Raw genomic sequence first — 18038 nt, forward strand, 5'->3', positions numbered from 1 at the left:
TCGGCCAGCTTGGAAAATATTGGCAAGCATAATCCCGAGAATGACTACTTTCATAACCGGAATAATATCCACACCGGTTGAAATCTTACTTGCCCGAATTACTGACAAAAGCAATCTGTTTGCTATCGGGCGACCAGGATGGAACGTTGATCGTTCCCTGTCCGCCGTACAAATAACCAATCACTCTGGGTGCGCCTCCGGCTGTTGGCATCAGGCGCAGCATCACCCGTTTATAGGAAGGGTGCGAATTGAATTCGATATCGGGTGGAAACGAAATAAAAGCAATCCATTTTCCATCGGGCGAAATGTGTGGAAACCAATCGTTATATTCGTCAAAAGTCAGTTGTTCTTTTCCGCTTCCATCGGGTTTCATGCGCCACAACTGCATGGCACCTGTCTGGCTCCCGTTGTAGTAAATGCAGCGTCCGTCGGGCGAATATTCGCAGCCATCCACATGCTCTCCGGGTTTGTTGTCGGTCAAGGCCACTTCGGCACCACCGTCAATGGATTTCCTGTAAATGTTGTAAACAGGGCTGCCTTCGCGCTGTGCCACGTAAACCACCTCTTTGTTGTTGGGTGCCCAACCATGCCAATAGGAAGGAGTTTCTTTCGTAACCAACTGAGGCTCTCCTCCTTCCAGCGGCAGCACATACACGGTTGAACCTCCACCGGGCATTCCTTCGCGGTGATGACTGATGGCCAGCAGTTTTCCGTTGAAGGAAATGCCGTGGTCGTTATTGTTTCGGTTGGCAAAACCGGTATTCAGCAATTCCAGGTCACCGCCTTCCACCGGAATTTTATATAGCAAGCCATCCATATTAAACAACAATTTCTTTCCGTCGGGCATCCAGTTTGGCGCTTCAAAACGATCTTCCGTTTCATAAATCACCCTACGTACACCATTAAACACATTCATCGTTTCGAGACGGCAGCCCAGCCAGCCTTCCGTATTCGGGTCATAGCCGTCGGCAACCGGACGGTCGATGCGTACGTTCCAAATCCTGGCCTGTTCCACAACTTCCGGGTTGTGCGAGCTGATGAAAATACCGGCCAGCACTTCATTGGGCAGGTTCTCCATTTCCTTTTTACCAATCAACAGGAGTGGCTCTCCCGGATGAGCAGCACGCATGATAAGCGCTTTTCCGGAGCGCTCCAGTTGTATGATCTGATAATTGGGTTTAGGTGCAAAAATCTGATCCTGCGGATCGCGCATAAAAGCACCACGCAGAGGGCGGCACTGCATCAACGTAAGCCCGTCGCCATGTAAAACTGCCGAGCAATGTACATCCTGCTCATCATCCGAAGCCCTCACCATCCAACCAACTTTTCGGTGCGGATCAACACCTTCGCCCACAAACGAAAAGTTTGCAGTTAGGATGAAATCGCCCTTCAATTCGTTGAACAAATAGTGAAACTCGTCGCGCTCAAACCAAATGTTGTAGCCTGAGCCGGACAACGTGTACGTTTGTGAAACTTCATCGTAAGCGGATGACCCTGCCAGTTTTGGGGAACCAATATCCCGGTTAAACCGAAAAATATCGGCAGGCTGCTGGGAAAACGCAGGAGAAGAAAGCATACAAAACAGAAGTAAAGCCGCTGGTTTCATAGGAAGTTGTTTAGGTTTATGAATCGTATTATAACGATTAAAGGTAATAAATCCTTTACAAAACCCGAGCTCTATCGCTGTCTACTTCAAGCGCTTTTACCGTTTATTATCAAAAAGAATGGCGGTCATTTTTCCGGTAAACCAAGCCATTGAACCGGGCAATCACCTCGTCTGCCTCGTCAGTCACAAGCACATCATAAGCGCCGATTCGTTTAGGATCGGCCAGCTCAGTGGCGGTGGCATACAAGGTACCGTTTGACTTTCCTTTCAAAAATGAAATATTTACATTCACCGCCAGCGCCAGCTGCCCTCGGCTGTTTGATGCCACAGCAAAAGCCAGGTCGGCCAGTGTAAAAATAGCGCCGCCCTGCACCACGTTTGCAGCATTCAGGTGCTTTTCTTCAATGCCAAGTTTTGCTTTGCAAAAACCAGGACCGGCTTCCATGATTTCAACCCCGGTTAGGGCCGCATAACGATCGTTTTTAAAATAATTCTTCAAATTTTCGGTCATTTGTCTTTTTATTAAGAAGAAAAACCTGCGAACGGCAGCTCACAGGTTTTCCCAAATCATGCATTAATTTCTTTTTACATCAGGCTTAATGTCACGGTTAAACCGGCCATAACCACTGACACCATGGTCATCAGTTTGATGAGGATGTTCAACGATGGACCCGAAGTATCCTTGAACGGATCGCCAACAGTGTCGCCCACCACACTGGCTTTGTGGGTTTCGCCACCTTTACCGCCATAATTTCCTTTTTCGACAAACTTTTTAGCATTGTCCCAAGCGCCACCGGCATTGTTCAGCATCACCGCCAAGGTAAAACCGGAAGTCAAGCCACCTGCCAACAAGCCTACTACACCAGCAACGCCCAAAATAGCGCCAACTACCACAGGTACGATAATGGCGATCAGCGAAGGCAACAGCATTTCGCGCTGGGCCCCTTTGGTTGAAATTTCAACACATTTGGCGTATTCCGGTGTGCCGGTACCTTCGAGAATCCCTTTAATTTCGCGGAACTGACGACGAACCTCGTCAACCATTGCACCGGCCGCCCGACCCACCGCTTTCATGGTCATGGCACAGAAAACAAAGGCCATCATGGAACCGATAAAAATACCACCCAGGAAAAAAGGATTAAACAGTGTAATATCATAAGCAGCGGAGAAATCTTTCACCGAAGCAGCCGAAATCTGGATGGCCTCAATACCTTCTGCAACTGCTGGTTTTATGCTGGTATAAAAGACAAATTCGCCTTTTGTAACAAAACCTTCAGGACCGGCAATCTTTCCAAACCACAAGCGAATTTCTTCCATGTAAGCCGAGATCAATGCCATAGCCGTCAACGCAGCCGAGCCAATGGCAAAACCTTTCCCGGTTGCAGCCGTGGTGTTTCCAAGCATATCCAGCGCATCGGTACGTTCGCGGACTTCTTTCGGCAGTTCGGCCATTTCGGCGTTTCCACCTGCGTTGTCAGCAATAGGGCCGAAAGCGTCGGTCGCGAGGGTGATTCCCAGTGTAGAAAGCATGCCCACAGCGGCAAAGCCAATCCCGTAAACGCCCATCGCAAAATGTTGCATGCCGCCTGCCGACCAGAAGGAGCCGATAATACCCAACACGATAGTTACCACCGGAATCCAGGTTGAGTACATCCCAACGGCAATCCCGTCGATGATGGTCGTTGCCGGACCTTGTTGCGCTTGTTTGGCAATCCCTTTAGTCGGCCCGTATTCATCCGATGTATAATACTCAGTAGCCTGTCCGATAATAACACCGGCCGCCAAACCGATCACCACCGAACCAAACACGCCGTAGGTAATCCATCCCATAGCAGCCATGCCGAGCATCGCCAATAAAATCAGAAGCGAAGATCCGCCGGTTCCCAGCAGCAAAGCGTTCAGCAGGTTTTTCTGGGTAGCTGATTCTTTTGTGCGAACCATGAAAATGCCCATGATCGAAAAGATGATCCCAATAGCCGCCACAATCATCGGGGCAATAACGGCCATTTCAGTTTCCATGCCCGAGGCCTGAAGCGCTACAGCCGGAAGGGCCGCCCCCAGAGCGGCAGTTGCCAATATAGAACCGCAATACGATTCGTACAGGTCGGCGCCCATCCCGGCCACATCCCCAACGTTGTCGCCCACATTGTCGGCAATGGTTGCCGGGTTGCGCGGGTCATCTTCGGGAATACCGGCTTCAACTTTTCCCACCAGGTCGGCGCCCACGTCGGCTGCTTTGGTATAAATGCCGCCACCTACACGGGCAAACAAGGCTTGTGTGGAAGCACCCATCCCGAAGGTCAGCATGGTAGTGGTAATTTCAACCAGCTTCTGGTGTTCGTTTGTGTTGGGATGAACAAATTCGAGACCGGCAAAGTGCAGTCCGCTCACCATGTTTTCGGGAGTGAAAATAACCTGGGTAAGGAACAAATACCAAGCAGCAATGTCGAGCAAACCAAAGCCAACCACCACCAATCCCATCACGGCGCCACTGCGAAAAGCCACTTTCAACCCCTGGTTAAGCGATTGAGAAGCACCATGAGCCGTACGGGCCGAAGCATAAGTAGCCGTTTTCATACCCAAAAAGCCGCAAAGCCCGGAGAAAAATCCACCGGTAAGAAAAGCCACGGGAACAAACGGGTTTTGAACACCCAAATAAGCCAACAACAATAAAATCAGCATGATGATAAGGAATACAATCCCAACAACTTTATACTGTCGGTAAAGGTAAGCCATGGCCCCTTCGCGCACGTATTGGGCAATTTCCATCATACGTGGGGTACCTTCCGAATTTTTCATCATGGACTTAAAGAAGAACCATGCGAAAACCAATGCCAATAATGAGCAAAAAGGAACTATCCAGAATATCGCATTCATAAGTTTATTATTTTATGCAACCAAGTTGCGGTTAGAGTTTTCGTTTTTTTTACAGGCCATTAAAATAACGATAAATGATGTTGACCAGCATAAAACCGCAATGTTCTATGGCAGGCCGGTTCAAAATCTGATCGTTAACAAAGATAAAAGAAGCGGCTTAAATTGAACGCATTTCAACTCTTTCATAATTAATTTGTAATTATTCTAAACCAATACCTATCGTTCTGACAATTAGCGCAAACCACACAAATAGCCGAAGGCCCTTTTACAGAAAAGTTGTTCCGGCGGGGTCAAGCTCCTTTCACGACACCCTTTCCCCTCCATTTTCCCGAAAAATAATAAACAATCAGGATGGTCATGCCAGCCAGCCAACCAGCTGGTTCGGCCCACCAAATGCCGTTCACGCCAATTTCGCCCGAAAGGAAATAGGCCATGGGGATGCGGAACAGATAAAGTGACGTAAGCGTAGTGAGCATGGGCACAAAAGTGGCGCCGGCGCCGCGCAAAAAACCGGTAAAGGTGAACATCACCGACAGCAGCAGATAAAACGACGAAACGATTACCAGGTAATCCTGCCCGATGGCAATAACGCCCGGATCGGGTGTAAAAAGCTGAATGAGGTATTTGCCGAACAGGATGATGAGAATGGACACAAACAACGAATACCCCAGCGAAAAAAGCAAAGTAATCTTCAGGCCTTTCATGGCACGGTCCTCCCGAAAAGCCCCCAGGTTTTGTCCCACAAAAGTTGACAACGCCGAACTGAATGTAATGGCCGGCATCTTGGCAAACGAGTCCACGCGCATCGCCGCAGTGTATGCGGCCACGGCGTTAGTGCCAAACGTGTTCACGATGCCCATAATGGCCATCATACCAAAAGCCACAAACGATTGCTGAAAACCGGTGGGGAGCCCGATCCGGACACAACTTTTGAAAATTTCACGATCGAAAATATACCTGCGAAAACGCAACTTGATAACCGGGTGTTTTTTATTGAGGTACCAGGTGGCCGTAAAAAATGCCCCGGCTTGCGAAATCACCGTCGCCAGCGCCACCCCTTCAATTCCCCACTTGAAAACCACGACAAAAAGCAAATCAAAAAACACATTGTTGATCGTGGACACGATCATAAAATAAAGTGGCGTTTTCGAATCGCCCATCCCACGCAGAATTGAGGTAATCCCGGCAAAACCAAAAAAGAAGAACATGCCCAGCAGGTAGATGTTCAGATAGCTAACCGCTTGGGGTAAAATTTCTTCGGGAAGCTGCAGCAGCATAAAGATGTGCCTGCTAAAACCGATGCCAATAGCGGTTACAAAAATTGAAGAGACCAGAAAGAAGATAAAAATTGTGTCGATGGTGCGGCGAACCTGTTCCATTTGTTTGGCGCCAAAATATTGTGACACGACAGTCGAAGCGCCCGACCCCACCCCGATCACCAACGAAATCAGCGTAAAAATAATGGGGAACGAAGCACCCACGGCCCCCAGCGCTTCTTTGCCCAGGTAGTTGCCCACAATAATGCTGTCAACAATATTGTACAGGTTCTGGAAAATGTTGCCGATAACCAACGGAATCGAAAATCGCAAAATCAGCTGTGCTTCCCTTCCCTCCGTAAAGTCTTTCATATTTCTGAATAAAAGATGTCAAAGCTCTTCAAAATTTGCAGAATTTCAAAATCACCGGTTGTAAGTTAATGTTGGGTTAAGTTTTCCGATTCCTTTTTCACACTGTCAGTATTCCGCTAATTTTGCCGCAAATCAATTTGTATATGAAAAAAAGAGTGTTATTTGTTTGCCTTGGCAATATATGCCGTTCTCCGAGTGCAGAGGCGGTCTTTAACGGGATGGTGAAAATGGAAGGTCTTGAACATTTAATTGAATGCGATTCGGCCGGCACTGCCGGATACCATGTCGGCGAACCTGCCGACAAACGTATGCAAAGCCATGCCATGAGACGCGGCTACCGCCTGACTTCTATCGCGCGGAAATTCGACCCGGGAACCGACTTTGACCGTTTCGATTATATCATCGGCATGGATGATGACTTGGTGAATGATTTGCAGGACCTGGCTTCAAGCACAGACGAGCTGGACAAGATTTTCAAAATGACCGACTTCTGTTCATCCGGCGGATACCATTCGGTACCTGACCCGTACTATGGTGGATCGGACGGTTTTGAACTGGTGCTGGACATTCTGGAGGATGCCTGCGAAGGTTTATTGAATGAAGTTAAGGGATAAGCAGCTTGTTTTTAAACAGAACAGGGCTTGAAACTTTCCATTGGCAGGAACTGTTTTTATGAAAAAGGGGAGTGAGGAGATGGATCAGGAGCGTTTTTACAGTTCGATAGCCAATTACTACGAACATATTTTCCCGCTGAACAAGCAACAAGTCGAATTCGTGTTATCTGAATTCGACTCACTGGAAGAACTTTATTTTCTGGATGCAGGCTGCTCCACCGGCCAGTTGGCCAACGAATTATGCCAACTGGGAGCACTGGGCATTGGCATCGATCTGAACAGCGACATGATCAGCCGGGCAGCTTCTCTTTTTCCTTCACCTTCGCTCAGTTTCCGCAAGATGAACATGCTTCAGTTGGCCAAAACACTTCCGGAGCATTATTTCGATGCGGTAATCTGTTTCGGCAATACTATCGTCCACCTCGACAACATCACCCAGGTGAAAGACTTTTTTAAACAGGCTGCGACGGTATTAAAACCTGGAGGCAAGTTGCTCCTGCAACTGCTCAATTACGATTATATCCTCGACCGGCAACTTACCGAATTACCACTGATTGACAACGAGCACATCCGCTTTGTTCGCGAATATGTTCTGCCAAAAGGCAATCACAAAGTTGAATTTAAAACCCGGCTAACCCTGAAAGAAACCGGCGAAACCCTGGAAAACAGCACCCTGCTGCTGCCCGTCAGAAAAAACGAACTGGAGAAACTGTTGATCCTGGCCGGCTTTTCCAACCTCCACTTTTACGCCAACTTTGCCAAAGCCCCTGCCGGTGGCGACCACCTTCCGTTGGTGGTAACGGGAGAATATTAGCGGGCAAATACCGGCGCTTTCTCTTTCTATTTCACTCTTCAGACTGCCTTCCGGGTCCATGATAATAGGGTCATGCATGAACAATCTCCCTATTCATTTTGTCTTTCTTTTCGCCGGGAACAAAAAACGCCGGTTTGCCTACTCTGATGAAACAAATACTTGCATTTTTGCTTATTGCTGCTATCAACTGGCATTTATTTGCCAGTACCGCTGTTTATGTTTCATTCAAATTAAACCAGGATTATATCGCCAAATACCTGTGCATCAACCGGGAGGATCCGGAATCGACCTGTAAAGGGTGCTGCCGGTTAAAGATGGAATTGGAAAAGCAACAAGAACAGAAAGAGGATTTACCACAAACAGAAAACAAAAAGAATGAGATCCATTATTTAACCGGCCACATTCAGCATATTATACCTCCTTATCAATTCATATCAGTGTCTTCTTTTGCATACTTCGATAAGATCTGCATTTCAAATCCAGTAAAAATCTTCCATCCGCCTCAGATATAACTTGCTTAACCATCTTTTTCAATTAATTCTTTAGCGCTATTCAGCCTAAAGAACATTACAAACGATTAAGCATGATATCATGAATAGAATAATTCTGTCGGTTGGGAGAAAGAAATACCGATTTTTCATCTGCTCACTTCTGATACTGACAACAAGCCTGACGGCCTTCGCCCAGGACCAGCAAACGCGCCTTCGGCTTACCGACCAGACAAGTCGCGAACCCGTCAGCGGCGCCACCTTCGAGTGTGGTAATACAAAAGGTATATCAGACGAGTCAGGCTTCATCCGGATAGGCCTTACCGAAAGTTCCACGCTGATTATTTCACACGTGCAGTACGGCAAACAGACATTTACCGCCGCACAAATAAAACAGGCAAAAAAAACAGGCCTTCTTGAATTAACCGCCAAATCACATCTGCTGCAACCGGTAACCTTTTTGCAGCTTCACGCCAGTGCAGGCGAACAGGAAAGTATGTATTTCCGGGTGGAAGATCAATTGGCACACGATGCGGGCCAGCTACTTGAGCAATTCAGCAGCATTTCAGGAATCCGAAAAAGCGGCGCCTATGGCTTCGATCCGGTTCTGCGCGGTTTTAAATACGACCAAATCAACCTGGTAATCGATGGCGTTCAGGGAGCCACGGCTGGCTGCCCCAACCGGATGGACCCGGCATCGAGCCAGGTACCGCTAAACATGATTGTCCGGGCAGAAGTACTGAAAGGCCCGCACAGCCTGCGCTACGGAAGTGCCTTTGGCGGCACCGTCAACTTTAAAAGCGCTGATCTGTGGTTCTCTGATCAGCCCCATCTATCCGGCCGGATAAGCAGCAGCTACGAAACCAACGGAAATATTTACCGGGCTGAAGGCGTGGCCGGCTTCTCATCAAAAGTGACCGATCTGAAACTCTTCGGGTCCTATTCGACCGGAACTGACTACACCGATGGCGACGGCATCGACATTCCGGCCAACTTTAACCGGAGGAATGTGGGTGGTAAATTGGGAGTGAAACTCAGCGGTTCGCAAAACCTGAGTGTAATGGTGGCCAATAATTACGCCAGCAATGTCGATTTCCCGTCATTGGCCATGGATTTGCGCAAAGACAACACCTGGCTTTTTAACCTGGCCCATGCTGCACAATTTCATAAACGCAAACTTACCTCCTGGCATACACATTTATACACCACCCTGGTTGACCACCTGATGGATAACCTGGACAAGGTAATGACCCCGCGCATGGTCGATGCCAATACCGCCGCAAAAACCTACAACGCGGGCGGGCGCACCGAATTGCGCTTCGATTTCAATTTGGGCTGGCTGTATGCCGGAACTGATATGCGGATAGAAAATGCCGAAGGCAATCGTGACCGGACGATGTTGATGGGGCCTATGACCGGACAAACGCTAACCGACCATGTTTGGCAAGATGCCTTGGTGCGAAAAAATGGTTTGTTTGCCGAATATCACTACCAGCAGTCAAACTACCATCTCGTATTCTCGGGAAGATTGGAATTGAATCATGCCGAGGCACAAAATCCGGACACAAACTTCAAGAACCTTTACGGTGATCTGGCTTCAGATCTGATTAACCCATCATTCAGTGCAGGTGGCACTTATATGCTTAGCCAATCCGCTTCGGTTGGACTTTGGCTGGGAAGTGCCCAACGCAGCCCCGGACTGGCCGAGCGGTACATCAACTTCTTCCCCATCGGGCTCGATCCGTATGAATTGGTGGGCAACCCCGACTTAAAAGCGGAAACCAACAACCAGGCCGATATTGTTTTCAGCTACAAAAAGGAAAAAACGGATATCAATATCACCGTTTATGCGTCCTTGCTTCAACATTACATTTCATCTGAAATACGCAGCGATTTGCAGCCACGGATGGCGACTGCACCGGGAGTCCGCCAGTTTGTCAATATTGACAAAGCGGTCCATACCGGTTTTGAATTTAGCTGGACGCAAATGTTCGGAACCCACTTTCAACAGATTACAGAACTGGCTTATACCTATGGCAAGAACCGGGTTACAGATGAAGCCTTGCCCGAAATTCCGCCGATGGAGTTCCGCTACCGATTGATGGGGTCCTTTATTCAGCAAAAATTACAGGCTGAAATCAGTTTCCGTCATTCCTTCAAGCAAGACCGCATTGCAGCCAGCTACGGTGAAAATAAAACACCGACCTTTCAGGTTATTGATTTGAAAACAAGCTATCGAATTACTCCAGACCTCAGTTTCCGAACAGGAATAAACAACCTGCTAAATGAAGCATATTACGAACACCTGAGCCGAAATATCAACGGCTCAACCCGACCGCTTTATTCACCGGGACGAAGCTTTTATTTCAGTCTGGCTTTCAACTTTCCATGATGATCAGATGCAGGACGGAAAGAACTAACGGATATTCCTTTGCAGATGCATCTAAATAAAAAGCCGCTTCCCTTTCGGAGAGCGGCTTTCGTATATCGGGTATTCAGAATTACTTCTTATATACTTTTTTGTAACCGTAGATGGCAGCTTCGCCCAGTTGCTCTTCGATGCGGAGCAATTGGTTGTATTTAGCCATCCTGTCAGAGCGGCTCAATGAGCCTGTTTTGATCTGACCAGAGTTGGTAGCAACAGCGATGTCGGCAATCGTTGAATCTTCAGTTTCACCCGAACGATGTGACGTTACTGAAGTATAACCGGCACGGTGGGCCATTTCGATAGCATCCAACGTTTCGGTCAGCGTACCGATTTGGTTCACTTTGATCAGGATTGAGTTGGCAGCACCCAGTTCGATACCTTTTTTCAGGTATTCTACGTTGGTTACGAACAAGTCGTCGCCAACCAACTGGCACTTGTCGCCAATCGCGGCGTTCAGTTTTACCCAGCCATCCCAGTCACCTTCGTGGCAACCATCTTCGATGGAGTCAATCGGGAACTTTTCAACCAATTCAGCCAGGTAAGCAACTTGTTCTTCGCGGGTACGTTTGGCACCGTTAGCGCCTTCAAATTTGGTATAATCGTAAATTCCGTCTTCGTAGAATTCAGAAGCAGCGCAGTCCAATGCGATCGACACATCGCCGCCATCTTCTTTACGACCTGGTTTGTAACCGGCGTTTTTGATGGCTTCGATGATTGAGTTCAATGCATCTTCGGTTCCATCCAGAGCAGGGGCAAAACCACCTTCATCACCCACAGCAGTGCTCAAACCACGTTTGTGCAACACTTTTTTCAAGCTGTGGAAAACCTCAGCACCCATACGCAGACCTTCGCGGAACGAAGGAGCGCCGATTGGGCGAATCATGAATTCCTGGAAAGCGATAGGAGCATCAGAGTGAGAACCACCGTTGATGATATTCATCATTGGAACAGGCAACGTTTTGGCGTTTGTGCCACCGATGTAGCGGTACAATGGCAAACCCAGTGCATTTGCAGCAGCTTTGGCAACAGCCAAAGAAACACCCAACATAGCGTTGGCACCCAATTTTGATTTGGTTTTTGTTCCGTCAAGAGCAAGCAATTTTTTATCGAGGGCTACCTGCTCAGAAGCGTCCATGCCAATGATTTCTTTGGCAATTACTGTGTTTACGTTTTCAACGGCTTTCAAAACACCTTTACCCAGGTAACGACCTTTGTCGCCGTCACGCAATTCAAGCGCTTCGTTTTCACCTGTTGAAGCACCGGATGGAACAGCGGCCAAACCAATTGCGCCACACTCCAGTGTAATTTCAACTTCTACTGTGGGGTTACCACGTGAGTCAAGAATTTCTCTACCAACTACGTTACGAATTAACATGATTTATGGTTTTGAATTAAACTTAATATATTACCTAAAAATTCTGATTGATAATAGCTTTCAGAAAAGCCGCAACAAAGATAATAAATCCGCAGGATTTTAGCCGGTTTTTAAAAAAAGCCATAACCTAAATTTAACCCGGTTTGCGGCCTAAAAAGAACCAAACTCGTTGTACTTATCTCCCGGCTTGTACTCCACCACTTCAACCGGATGAATGGTCACCAATGCCCCCTTTTGCGAGAGATCGATCAGCTCATGGACCCGTTCCGCAAACCGGCGGATGGGCTCCTCCGCATCAACAATTTCAATAATGACCGGTAAGTGCTCCGGCTGATAAAAAGCTTTGTCGGTTTGCACCGAGTGACTGGCCCCAAACGACAACACGCCCCGGTAAACCGTTGCCCCGGCCAGGCCAAACTCCCGGGCTTCTTTGACAATCTCTTCAAACAGTTGGGCCGAATTAATCTTATCCAATTCTGAGATGTAAATTTTCAAAACACTTGCTTTTCCTTTCATCGCTTTTCTGTTTTATAAAGTGTATTTTCTAAATCCGTCAAGTTACGCTATTTCGGACAAACGGAAATCGGCCTCACATTCGTGTTAACCAGAATTTAAACAAATTGTTACCTTTTCGCTACAAATATTTCGCGCGCTATTGAAACCTGCACCAAGTGCTATTCCTGAAAACAGCAATCGTTGTTTTGAACATGGCCTTTTAAAATTGCATTGAAATCAATACCTTGACCACCAAATTTACGAGTAAAAACCGTTGCAACATATGAATCGCCCCTTAAAATACTGGGTATTAACCTGCTTTCTCGTCACCTGTTTTGTGAGCGGAAAAGCACAGGAAAAAGTGCCCTTGTCCCACTTTTTTAGCCGTTGGGCCAACCAGGAAATCTTGGAACATGCCAGCATTGGCCTGTACGTACAGGATGCCAAAACAGGTGAAGGGGTCCTTCAATCCAGCCCGCAAGTGAGCCTGACACCTGCTTCTACCCTGAAACTATTAACCACCGCAGCGGCGCTCGAACTGCTTGGCCCGGATTATCGGTTCGAAACCCGGCTGGCTTACCAAGGCTACATTCAAAACGACACCTTGTTTGGCGACCTAAACATCCTGGGAGGCGGCGATCCGGCCCTGGGCTCGATATACTTTAAGGAACACTACCTGAAAAACCATTTTCAGGACACTTGGGTGAAGGCGCTGAAAGACTTAAACGTCCGGCACATCACCGGCAAATTGGTGGCCGATGCGTCCGTCTATGACGACCAATTCATCCCGAACACCTGGATCTGGGAAGACCTGGGAAATTATTACGGGGCCGGCGCTTGCGGGCTTTCGGTGTACGACAACCTGTATGAAATCCACCTCTCATCTCCGGCCACCGCAGGAAAGACCACCAAATTTCTGTCAACCAAGCCCCAGATCCCCGGGCTGGAATTCGACAATCGTGTACTTTCAGCCGACGACCCGCGCGACCAGGCTTATGTATTTGGCAGCCCCCTCAACAACCAGCGAACCATCCGCGGAAGCATCCCAAAAGGCAAAGCCGATTTTGTGGTGAAGGCCTCCATCCCCAATCCGCCCTTTCTGCTGGCATGGCAACTAAAAAACAGGTTAGCAGAAGCAGATATTCAGCTTACCGGAGAAATACAGGTGATCTGGGAAAAACAGAAAAATGCAGAAGACAAAGAAATGCAGAAATTGAAGGTGATCGCGACGACGATTTCCCCTCCCCTTTCCGACATCGTGAGTGTAACCAACCACGAGAGTGTGAACCTGTTTGCCGAACACCTGCTAAAACACCTGGCTTACCTGAAAACCGGACTGGGAAGTACGAAGGAAGGAATAGAGGTAGTAACTGATTTCTGGAAAGAAAAGGGAATCGACACGCGCGGTTTGTATCTGGCCGATGGCAGCGGACTGTCGCACTTCAACGCCATGACCGCCGAACAAATGGTACAGGTGCTGCACTACATGAAAACAAAAAGCGCCTCGGGGAGCTACCTGTTTCAATCGCTGCCCACGGTGCCAAACGGTACCCTGTGGTATTTTCGCCCGGAATTGTTTCCCCGGAACACGCTGCTGGCCAAAAGCGGGAGCATGACCCGCGTGCGTTGTTTCGCCGGACAGCTGACAACCATCACGGGGCGGGAACTGCTATTTGCCGTTTTCGTGAACAACTTTTCGTGCACCCAACGACAGGCTATCCAGGCCATTGAAGAACTACTGGCCGAACTGGCCAAAAGGTAGCGATGGCACCATTCAATGACCCATCATCTTCCCAACCATTTCCTTGAGGGTCCGGTTCTCTATTTCAAGCTCTTTGATCCGCTCCTTCAGGGCATTGGTTTCCGGATGGTCAACAACTTCCGGTTCATCATAGGGGAGCTTTCCGTCCAGTTCCCGAAAAAAATTATAGCCCAGCAATTCCGACAGTTCGGCCAAACGCTGCACCTGAATGGTAGGCCGCAAAAACATGCGGTGTGCTGCTGTATAGCTCAACCCAAGACTTTTGGAAATGTCAGCGGGATTGAGCTTTTTCCGCTTCATCTCCCGGTTAATCAGCTGCATGACGGGTAGTTTTTCCATGATTGAAATCAGTATTGGCCCTGCCTGCAACCAAGTTGACAACAGGCAGAAATGGTTATTTATTACTCAAATTTAACTATTTAATACACAATACCAATTAATAATTACCATACAATAAGTACTTACTAAATCTTTATTTGTATTTCTTACCCGATTATCAGTATTTTTTAAATAATCTCAATTAATAAATACAAATAAAAGAGCAATAAATACTCATTATTGAGTATTTATTGCTCTTTTATAAATAATTTTAGCTAACCAAGCCGCCTTTAGCGTCGCGCATGCGCCGGATTATTTTCCCCGGATGACATTTCCCAAAGCAAATTTGCCGCTTCCGTACACCAGGATGGTAATAAAGATCAGCAGATAGAGAAAGGCCATTTCCTTCCGGGCAAACGGATCGTTGGCATGGATCATGAAGGCAGCCACGCTCATGGTAACGATCAGCGGAAGGGTGGCCAGACGTGTAGCAATGCCCAGCACCACCAAAGCCGAGCAAAACACCTCGGCAAACACGGCCAGAATGAGCGATGGCGTTGAGCCAATCCCAAACGGATCGGCAAAGGCCAGGTCGCCGGCCAGCAATTTTTGTAACTTCGGTACGCCATGCGTCATCATAAACGCGCCTGCCCCGGCACGGAGCACCAGCAACCACACATTTTCAACAAACTCATTGGTTTTCGGACCAAGCATCTTTTTTCCCATGATATTTCTATTTTTTGATTTTCATGATTAAAATAAATACACCCCAAAAATAAGAAGGTTGTTCCGAAAGTCTTTTGCGTTGACTTCTGAAACAACCTTTTTTTTAGCTAAACGGTAATCGCTTAAGCGTTGGCAATCCAGTCGGCAATCCAGTCGCCCACTTCCGAAGTTTTGTATGATTTACCTTCGGCAATATCCACAGTCACCACACCGGCAGCCATCGAAGCAGCTACCGCATCGCGGATGAGTTTGCCCTCTTCCATCAGGTTGAAAGCATATTCGAACATCATGGCAGCCGAGAGGATGGTTGCAATCGGATTGGCAATATCTTTTCCGGCAGCCTGCGGGTACGAACCGTGAATGGGCTCGAACACCGACGTGTGGATTCCGATGGAAGCTGAAGGCAGCAAGCCCAGCGAACCGGTAATCACACTGGCTTCGTCGGTCAGGATATCGCCGAACATGTTTTCGGTCACCATCACGTCGAAGTTTTTAGGCCATTGGATGATTTGCATGGCAGCATTGTCCACAAACATGTATTCGGTGGTCACATCCGGGTAGTTGGGGGCCATTCCCTGGGCCACCTCGCGCCACAGACGAGAACTTTCCAGCACGTTGGCTTTATCTACCACTGTCAGTTTTTTATTGCGCTTCAGGGCAAATTCGTATCCCAGTTTCAGGATGCGCTCCACTTCGGCGCGGGTGTACGTACAGGTGTCGAAAGCGGTGTTTCCATCATCTTTACGACCTTTTTCACCGAAATAAATCCCCCCTGTAAGCTCGCGGATGGCCACAAAATCTGCGCCTTCAACCAACTCGCGACGAAGCGGGGATTTGTGCAGCAACGATTCGAACGTTTCAACCGGACGGATGTTGGCATACAAACCAAGCTTTTTGCGCATCAGCAACAACCCTTGCTCAGGACGTACTGTTGCTTTCGGGTTATTGTCGAACTTCGGGTCGCCAATGGCGCCGAAAAGTACGGCATCCGACTGCATGCACAGTTCGTGCGTTTGATCGGGATAAGGTTCGCCCACCTGATCGATGGCCGTTGCGCCGGTGAGGGCATATTCGTATTCCAGTTCGTGGTTAAACTTAGCGGCAATTGCTTTTACCGATTTCATGGCCTGCTCCACAATTTCAGGACCAATCCCGTCGCCGGGAAGAACAGCTAATTTCAGTTTCATACTATGCGTTACGTGTTTTGAATTTTGAATTTCGAGCTTTGAGTTTCGGGTTGTCAAAATAACGATCAATGACAACAAATAACTAATACTGACTTTGAATGACTAACAGAAACTAATGACCAATGACTACCAATGCCCAATTATCAATCCTTCGGTTTCCCGGGATCGGTTTCGATGCCGGTTTTGTGTTCGAGCAAATTGAGCATACGCACCGTAGCCTTGATGGCCGCGGCAGTCTGGTCGGGATCGAGCCCGCGGGTTTTGAATTCGCGGTCGAGTTCCCATATGATCACTGTTTCAACCAGCGCATCGGTTTTCCCGCCCGGAGGGATGGTGACCGAATAATCCAGCAGTTTCGGGAAGGGCTTTTTCAGTCGCTTGTAAATGCTCTTCACGGCATTCACAAACGCGTCATACTGCCCGTCGCCGGAAGCCGAGGCTTCGTAGTTTCGCCCTTCAATATTAATGCTCACCATAGCCGACGGCTTGAGCCCCATGGCATGGGTGAGGGCAAAATTGTTGATGCTGATTTTTTGCTCGATGCTTTCCTGGAGCACATCGGCCACAATGTAAGGCAAATCCTCGGCAGTCACCGTTTCTTTGCGGTCGCCCAGTTCAATGATACGGGTGGTCACCATTTTCAGCGCTTCGGGCGACAGCTCAATACCCAAATCTTCCAGATTAGCTTTGATATTGGCCTTCCCCGAAGTTTTGCCCAGGGCGTAGGTACGCGTGCGTCCAAAGCGCTCGGGCAACAGGTCGTTAAAATACAGGTTGTTTTTGTTGTCACCATCAGCATGAACACCGCTGCACTGGGTAAACACAAATTCGCCAATCAGCGGTTTGTTGGTGGGGATGCGGATACCCGAAAAGCTTTCCACAATTTTCGACACCCGGTTCAGCATGTTTTCATTTACATGTGTTTTCAGATGAAGGTGGTCTTTCACGGTGGCAATTACGCTCGACAGCGGCGCATTCCCAGCCCGTTCGCCCAAACCGTTCACGGTGGTATGTACACAACCAACCCCTGCCTTGATGGCATGAAAAACGTTGGCGATAGCCAGGTCGTAATCGTTGTGCGCATGAAAATCGAATGAAACGCCTGGATAGGTGTCAATCATTTCCGTGCAGAAGTCGTAGGTTTCGTCCGGGTCGAGAATGCCCAGCGTATCGGGCAGCATGATGCGTTTGACTCCCATTTCTTTCAGGTTTGAAACCATAAAATGAACGTAATCCTTCGAGTTGCGCATCCCGTTCGACCAGTCTTCGAGATAAACATTTACGGCAATGCCCAGTTCATCGGCATAATCCAACGATTTCTGAATGTCGGCAATATGTTCTTCCGGAGTTTTACGCAACTGCTGGGTGACGTGTTTGTACGAGCCTTTGCAAAGCAGGTTCAGCACTTTTCCACCCGCCCGGTTAATCCAGTCGAGCGACGTTTTGCCATCTACAAAACCCAGGATTTCGATGCGGTTCAGGTGACCTTTCTCGGCGGCCCATTCCATAATCCGGCGGGCAGCCTGAAACTCTCCTTCCGACACCCGGGCGGAGGCGATTTCAATCCGGTCAACGTTCACATCTTCGAGCAGAACTTTCGCTACGCTCAACTTCTCGGTATCCGTGAATGAAACGCCCGAGGTTTGTTCGCCATCCCGAAGCGTCGTATCCATGATACTGATTTGCCGGTTATTTTCTGCAACTTGTTTTCCCGTCATGT

The 18038-nt window shown here is 48.2% G+C and carries 15 protein-coding genes; 5 read left to right on the plus strand and 10 right to left on the minus strand.

Features of this window, described 5'->3' with window-relative positions:
* Nucleotides 1–85: 85 nt before the first annotated feature.
* The 3 genes from N2K84_RS08545 to N2K84_RS08555 all read right to left on the minus strand — a co-directional run bounded on the left by N2K84_RS08545 (nucleotide 86) and on the right by N2K84_RS08555 (nucleotide 4483).
* Nucleotides 86–1606 carry a TolB family protein gene (locus N2K84_RS08545; RefSeq protein ID WP_282591378.1) on the minus strand — a complete coding sequence of 507 codons (1521 nt, stop codon included), beginning with the start codon at nucleotides 1604–1606 and terminating at the stop codon, nucleotides 86–88.
* A gap of 109 nt (nucleotides 1607–1715) precedes the next feature.
* Entirely contained in the window at nucleotides 1716–2117 is a 402-nt protein-coding gene (locus tag N2K84_RS08550) for a PaaI family thioesterase (protein WP_282591379.1), read from the minus strand.
* Between the two features lie 74 nt (nucleotides 2118–2191).
* Nucleotides 2192–4483 carry a sodium-translocating pyrophosphatase gene (locus N2K84_RS08555; RefSeq protein ID WP_282591380.1) on the minus strand — a complete coding sequence of 764 codons (2292 nt, stop codon included), beginning with the start codon at nucleotides 4481–4483 and terminating at the stop codon, nucleotides 2192–2194.
* Here N2K84_RS08555 and N2K84_RS08560 point away from each other — a divergent pair.
* A complete protein-coding gene (locus tag N2K84_RS08560) occupies nucleotides 4407–4649 on the plus strand; it encodes a hypothetical protein (protein WP_282591475.1) in 243 nt (80 codons plus the stop codon). The genes N2K84_RS08555 and N2K84_RS08560 overlap by 77 nt on opposite strands.
* 124 nt (nucleotides 4650–4773) lie before the next feature.
* Here the strand turns inward: N2K84_RS08560 and N2K84_RS08565 are convergent, their stop codons facing one another.
* Nucleotides 4774–6111: an MATE family efflux transporter gene (locus N2K84_RS08565; protein WP_282591381.1), complete on the minus strand. Its 1338-nt coding sequence runs from the start codon at nucleotides 6109–6111 to the stop codon at nucleotides 4774–4776.
* Between the two features lie 143 nt (nucleotides 6112–6254).
* Here N2K84_RS08565 and N2K84_RS08570 point away from each other — a divergent pair, with 143 nt between their 5' ends.
* The 3 genes from N2K84_RS08570 (at nucleotide 6255) to N2K84_RS08580 (ending at nucleotide 10419) form a co-directional block, all read left to right on the plus strand.
* Nucleotides 6255–6725, plus strand: coding sequence for a low molecular weight protein-tyrosine-phosphatase (locus N2K84_RS08570; RefSeq protein ID WP_282591382.1), 471 nt, complete (start codon nucleotides 6255–6257; stop codon nucleotides 6723–6725).
* 58 nt (nucleotides 6726–6783) lie between these two features.
* Entirely contained in the window at nucleotides 6784–7539 is a 756-nt protein-coding gene (locus N2K84_RS08575) for a class I SAM-dependent methyltransferase (protein ID WP_282591383.1), read from the plus strand.
* Nucleotides 7540–8130: 591 nt separating this feature from the next.
* Nucleotides 8131–10419 (plus strand): TonB-dependent receptor domain-containing protein, encoded by a 2289-nt coding sequence (locus N2K84_RS08580; protein WP_282591384.1) that lies wholly within the window; start codon nucleotides 8131–8133, stop codon nucleotides 10417–10419.
* 109 nt (nucleotides 10420–10528) lie between these two features.
* Here N2K84_RS08580 and eno read toward each other — a convergent pair whose 3' ends face one another.
* Complete coding sequence (gene eno, locus N2K84_RS08585; protein ID WP_428221984.1) at nucleotides 10529–11830, minus strand: phosphopyruvate hydratase; 1302 nt, start codon at nucleotides 11828–11830, stop codon at nucleotides 10529–10531.
* Between the two features lie 150 nt (nucleotides 11831–11980).
* The gene (locus N2K84_RS08590; protein WP_282591385.1) at nucleotides 11981–12346 is read right to left on the minus strand and encodes a DUF190 domain-containing protein; all 366 of its coding nucleotides are present in this window, start codon (nucleotides 12344–12346) and stop codon (nucleotides 11981–11983) included.
* Between the two features lie 262 nt (nucleotides 12347–12608).
* On the opposite strand from N2K84_RS08590, the gene dacB reads away from it, so the two are divergent.
* Nucleotides 12609–14087, plus strand: a complete 1479-nt coding sequence (dacB, locus tag N2K84_RS08595) for a D-alanyl-D-alanine carboxypeptidase/D-alanyl-D-alanine endopeptidase (protein WP_282591386.1) — start codon at nucleotides 12609–12611, stop codon at nucleotides 14085–14087.
* Nucleotides 14088–14099: 12 nt separating this feature from the next.
* Here dacB and N2K84_RS08600 read toward each other — a convergent pair whose 3' ends face one another.
* From N2K84_RS08600 to N2K84_RS08615, 4 genes are all read right to left on the minus strand, one after another.
* Complete coding sequence (locus N2K84_RS08600; protein WP_282591387.1) at nucleotides 14100–14426, minus strand: hypothetical protein; 327 nt, start codon at nucleotides 14424–14426, stop codon at nucleotides 14100–14102.
* Nucleotides 14427–14717: 291 nt separating this feature from the next.
* Nucleotides 14718–15131: a DoxX family protein gene (locus N2K84_RS08605; RefSeq protein ID WP_282591388.1), complete on the minus strand. Its 414-nt coding sequence runs from the start codon at nucleotides 15129–15131 to the stop codon at nucleotides 14718–14720.
* A 122-nt stretch (nucleotides 15132–15253) separates the two neighbouring features.
* Nucleotides 15254–16318: a 3-isopropylmalate dehydrogenase gene (leuB, locus tag N2K84_RS08610; RefSeq protein WP_282591389.1), complete on the minus strand. Its 1065-nt coding sequence runs from the start codon at nucleotides 16316–16318 to the stop codon at nucleotides 15254–15256.
* A 143-nt stretch (nucleotides 16319–16461) separates the two neighbouring features.
* Nucleotides 16462–18036, minus strand: a complete 1575-nt coding sequence (locus N2K84_RS08615) for an alpha-isopropylmalate synthase regulatory domain-containing protein (protein ID WP_282591390.1) — start codon at nucleotides 18034–18036, stop codon at nucleotides 16462–16464.
* Nucleotides 18037–18038 lie beyond the last annotated feature (2 nt).

Source organism: Gaoshiqia sediminis (assembly GCF_025907915.1).
GTDB lineage: Bacteria > Bacteroidota > Bacteroidia > Bacteroidales > Prolixibacteraceae > Gaoshiqia > Gaoshiqia sediminis.

Bases quoted from the DNA above. Each gene is read 5' to 3' on its own strand.
- N2K84_RS08600 (WP_282591387.1), bottom strand. From the start codon at position 14,426: ATGGAAAAACTACCCGTCATGCAGCTGATTAACCGGGAGATGAAGCGG.
- leuB (WP_282591389.1), bottom strand. From the start codon at position 16,318: ATGAAACTGAAATTAGCTGTTCTTCCCGGCGACGGGATTGGTCCTGAA.
- N2K84_RS08555 (WP_282591380.1), bottom strand. From the start codon at position 4,483: ATGAATGCGATATTCTGGATAGTTCCTTTTTGCTCATTATTGGCATTG.
- N2K84_RS08590 (WP_282591385.1), bottom strand. From the start codon at position 12,346: ATGAAAGGAAAAGCAAGTGTTTTGAAAATTTACATCTCAGAATTGGAT.
- N2K84_RS08605 (WP_282591388.1), bottom strand. From the start codon at position 15,131: ATGGGAAAAAAGATGCTTGGTCCGAAAACCAATGAGTTTGTTGAAAAT.
- N2K84_RS08565 (WP_282591381.1), bottom strand. From the start codon at position 6,111: ATGAAAGACTTTACGGAGGGAAGGGAAGCACAGCTGATTTTGCGATTT.
- N2K84_RS08560 (WP_282591475.1), top strand. From the start codon at position 4,407: ATGGACTTAAAGAAGAACCATGCGAAAACCAATGCCAATAATGAGCAA.
- dacB (WP_282591386.1), top strand. From the start codon at position 12,609: ATGAATCGCCCCTTAAAATACTGGGTATTAACCTGCTTTCTCGTCACC.
- N2K84_RS08615 (WP_282591390.1), bottom strand. From the start codon at position 18,036: ATGACGGGAAAACAAGTTGCAGAAAATAACCGGCAAATCAGTATCATG.
- N2K84_RS08545 (WP_282591378.1), bottom strand. From the start codon at position 1,606: ATGAAACCAGCGGCTTTACTTCTGTTTTGTATGCTTTCTTCTCCTGCG.
- N2K84_RS08550 (WP_282591379.1), bottom strand. From the start codon at position 2,117: ATGACCGAAAATTTGAAGAATTATTTTAAAAACGATCGTTATGCGGCC.
- N2K84_RS08580 (WP_282591384.1), top strand. From the start codon at position 8,131: ATGAATAGAATAATTCTGTCGGTTGGGAGAAAGAAATACCGATTTTTC.
- N2K84_RS08575 (WP_282591383.1), top strand. From the start codon at position 6,784: ATGAAAAAGGGGAGTGAGGAGATGGATCAGGAGCGTTTTTACAGTTCG.
- eno (WP_428221984.1), bottom strand. From the start codon at position 11,830: ATGTTAATTCGTAACGTAGTTGGTAGAGAAATTCTTGACTCACGTGGT.
- N2K84_RS08570 (WP_282591382.1), top strand. From the start codon at position 6,255: ATGAAAAAAAGAGTGTTATTTGTTTGCCTTGGCAATATATGCCGTTCT.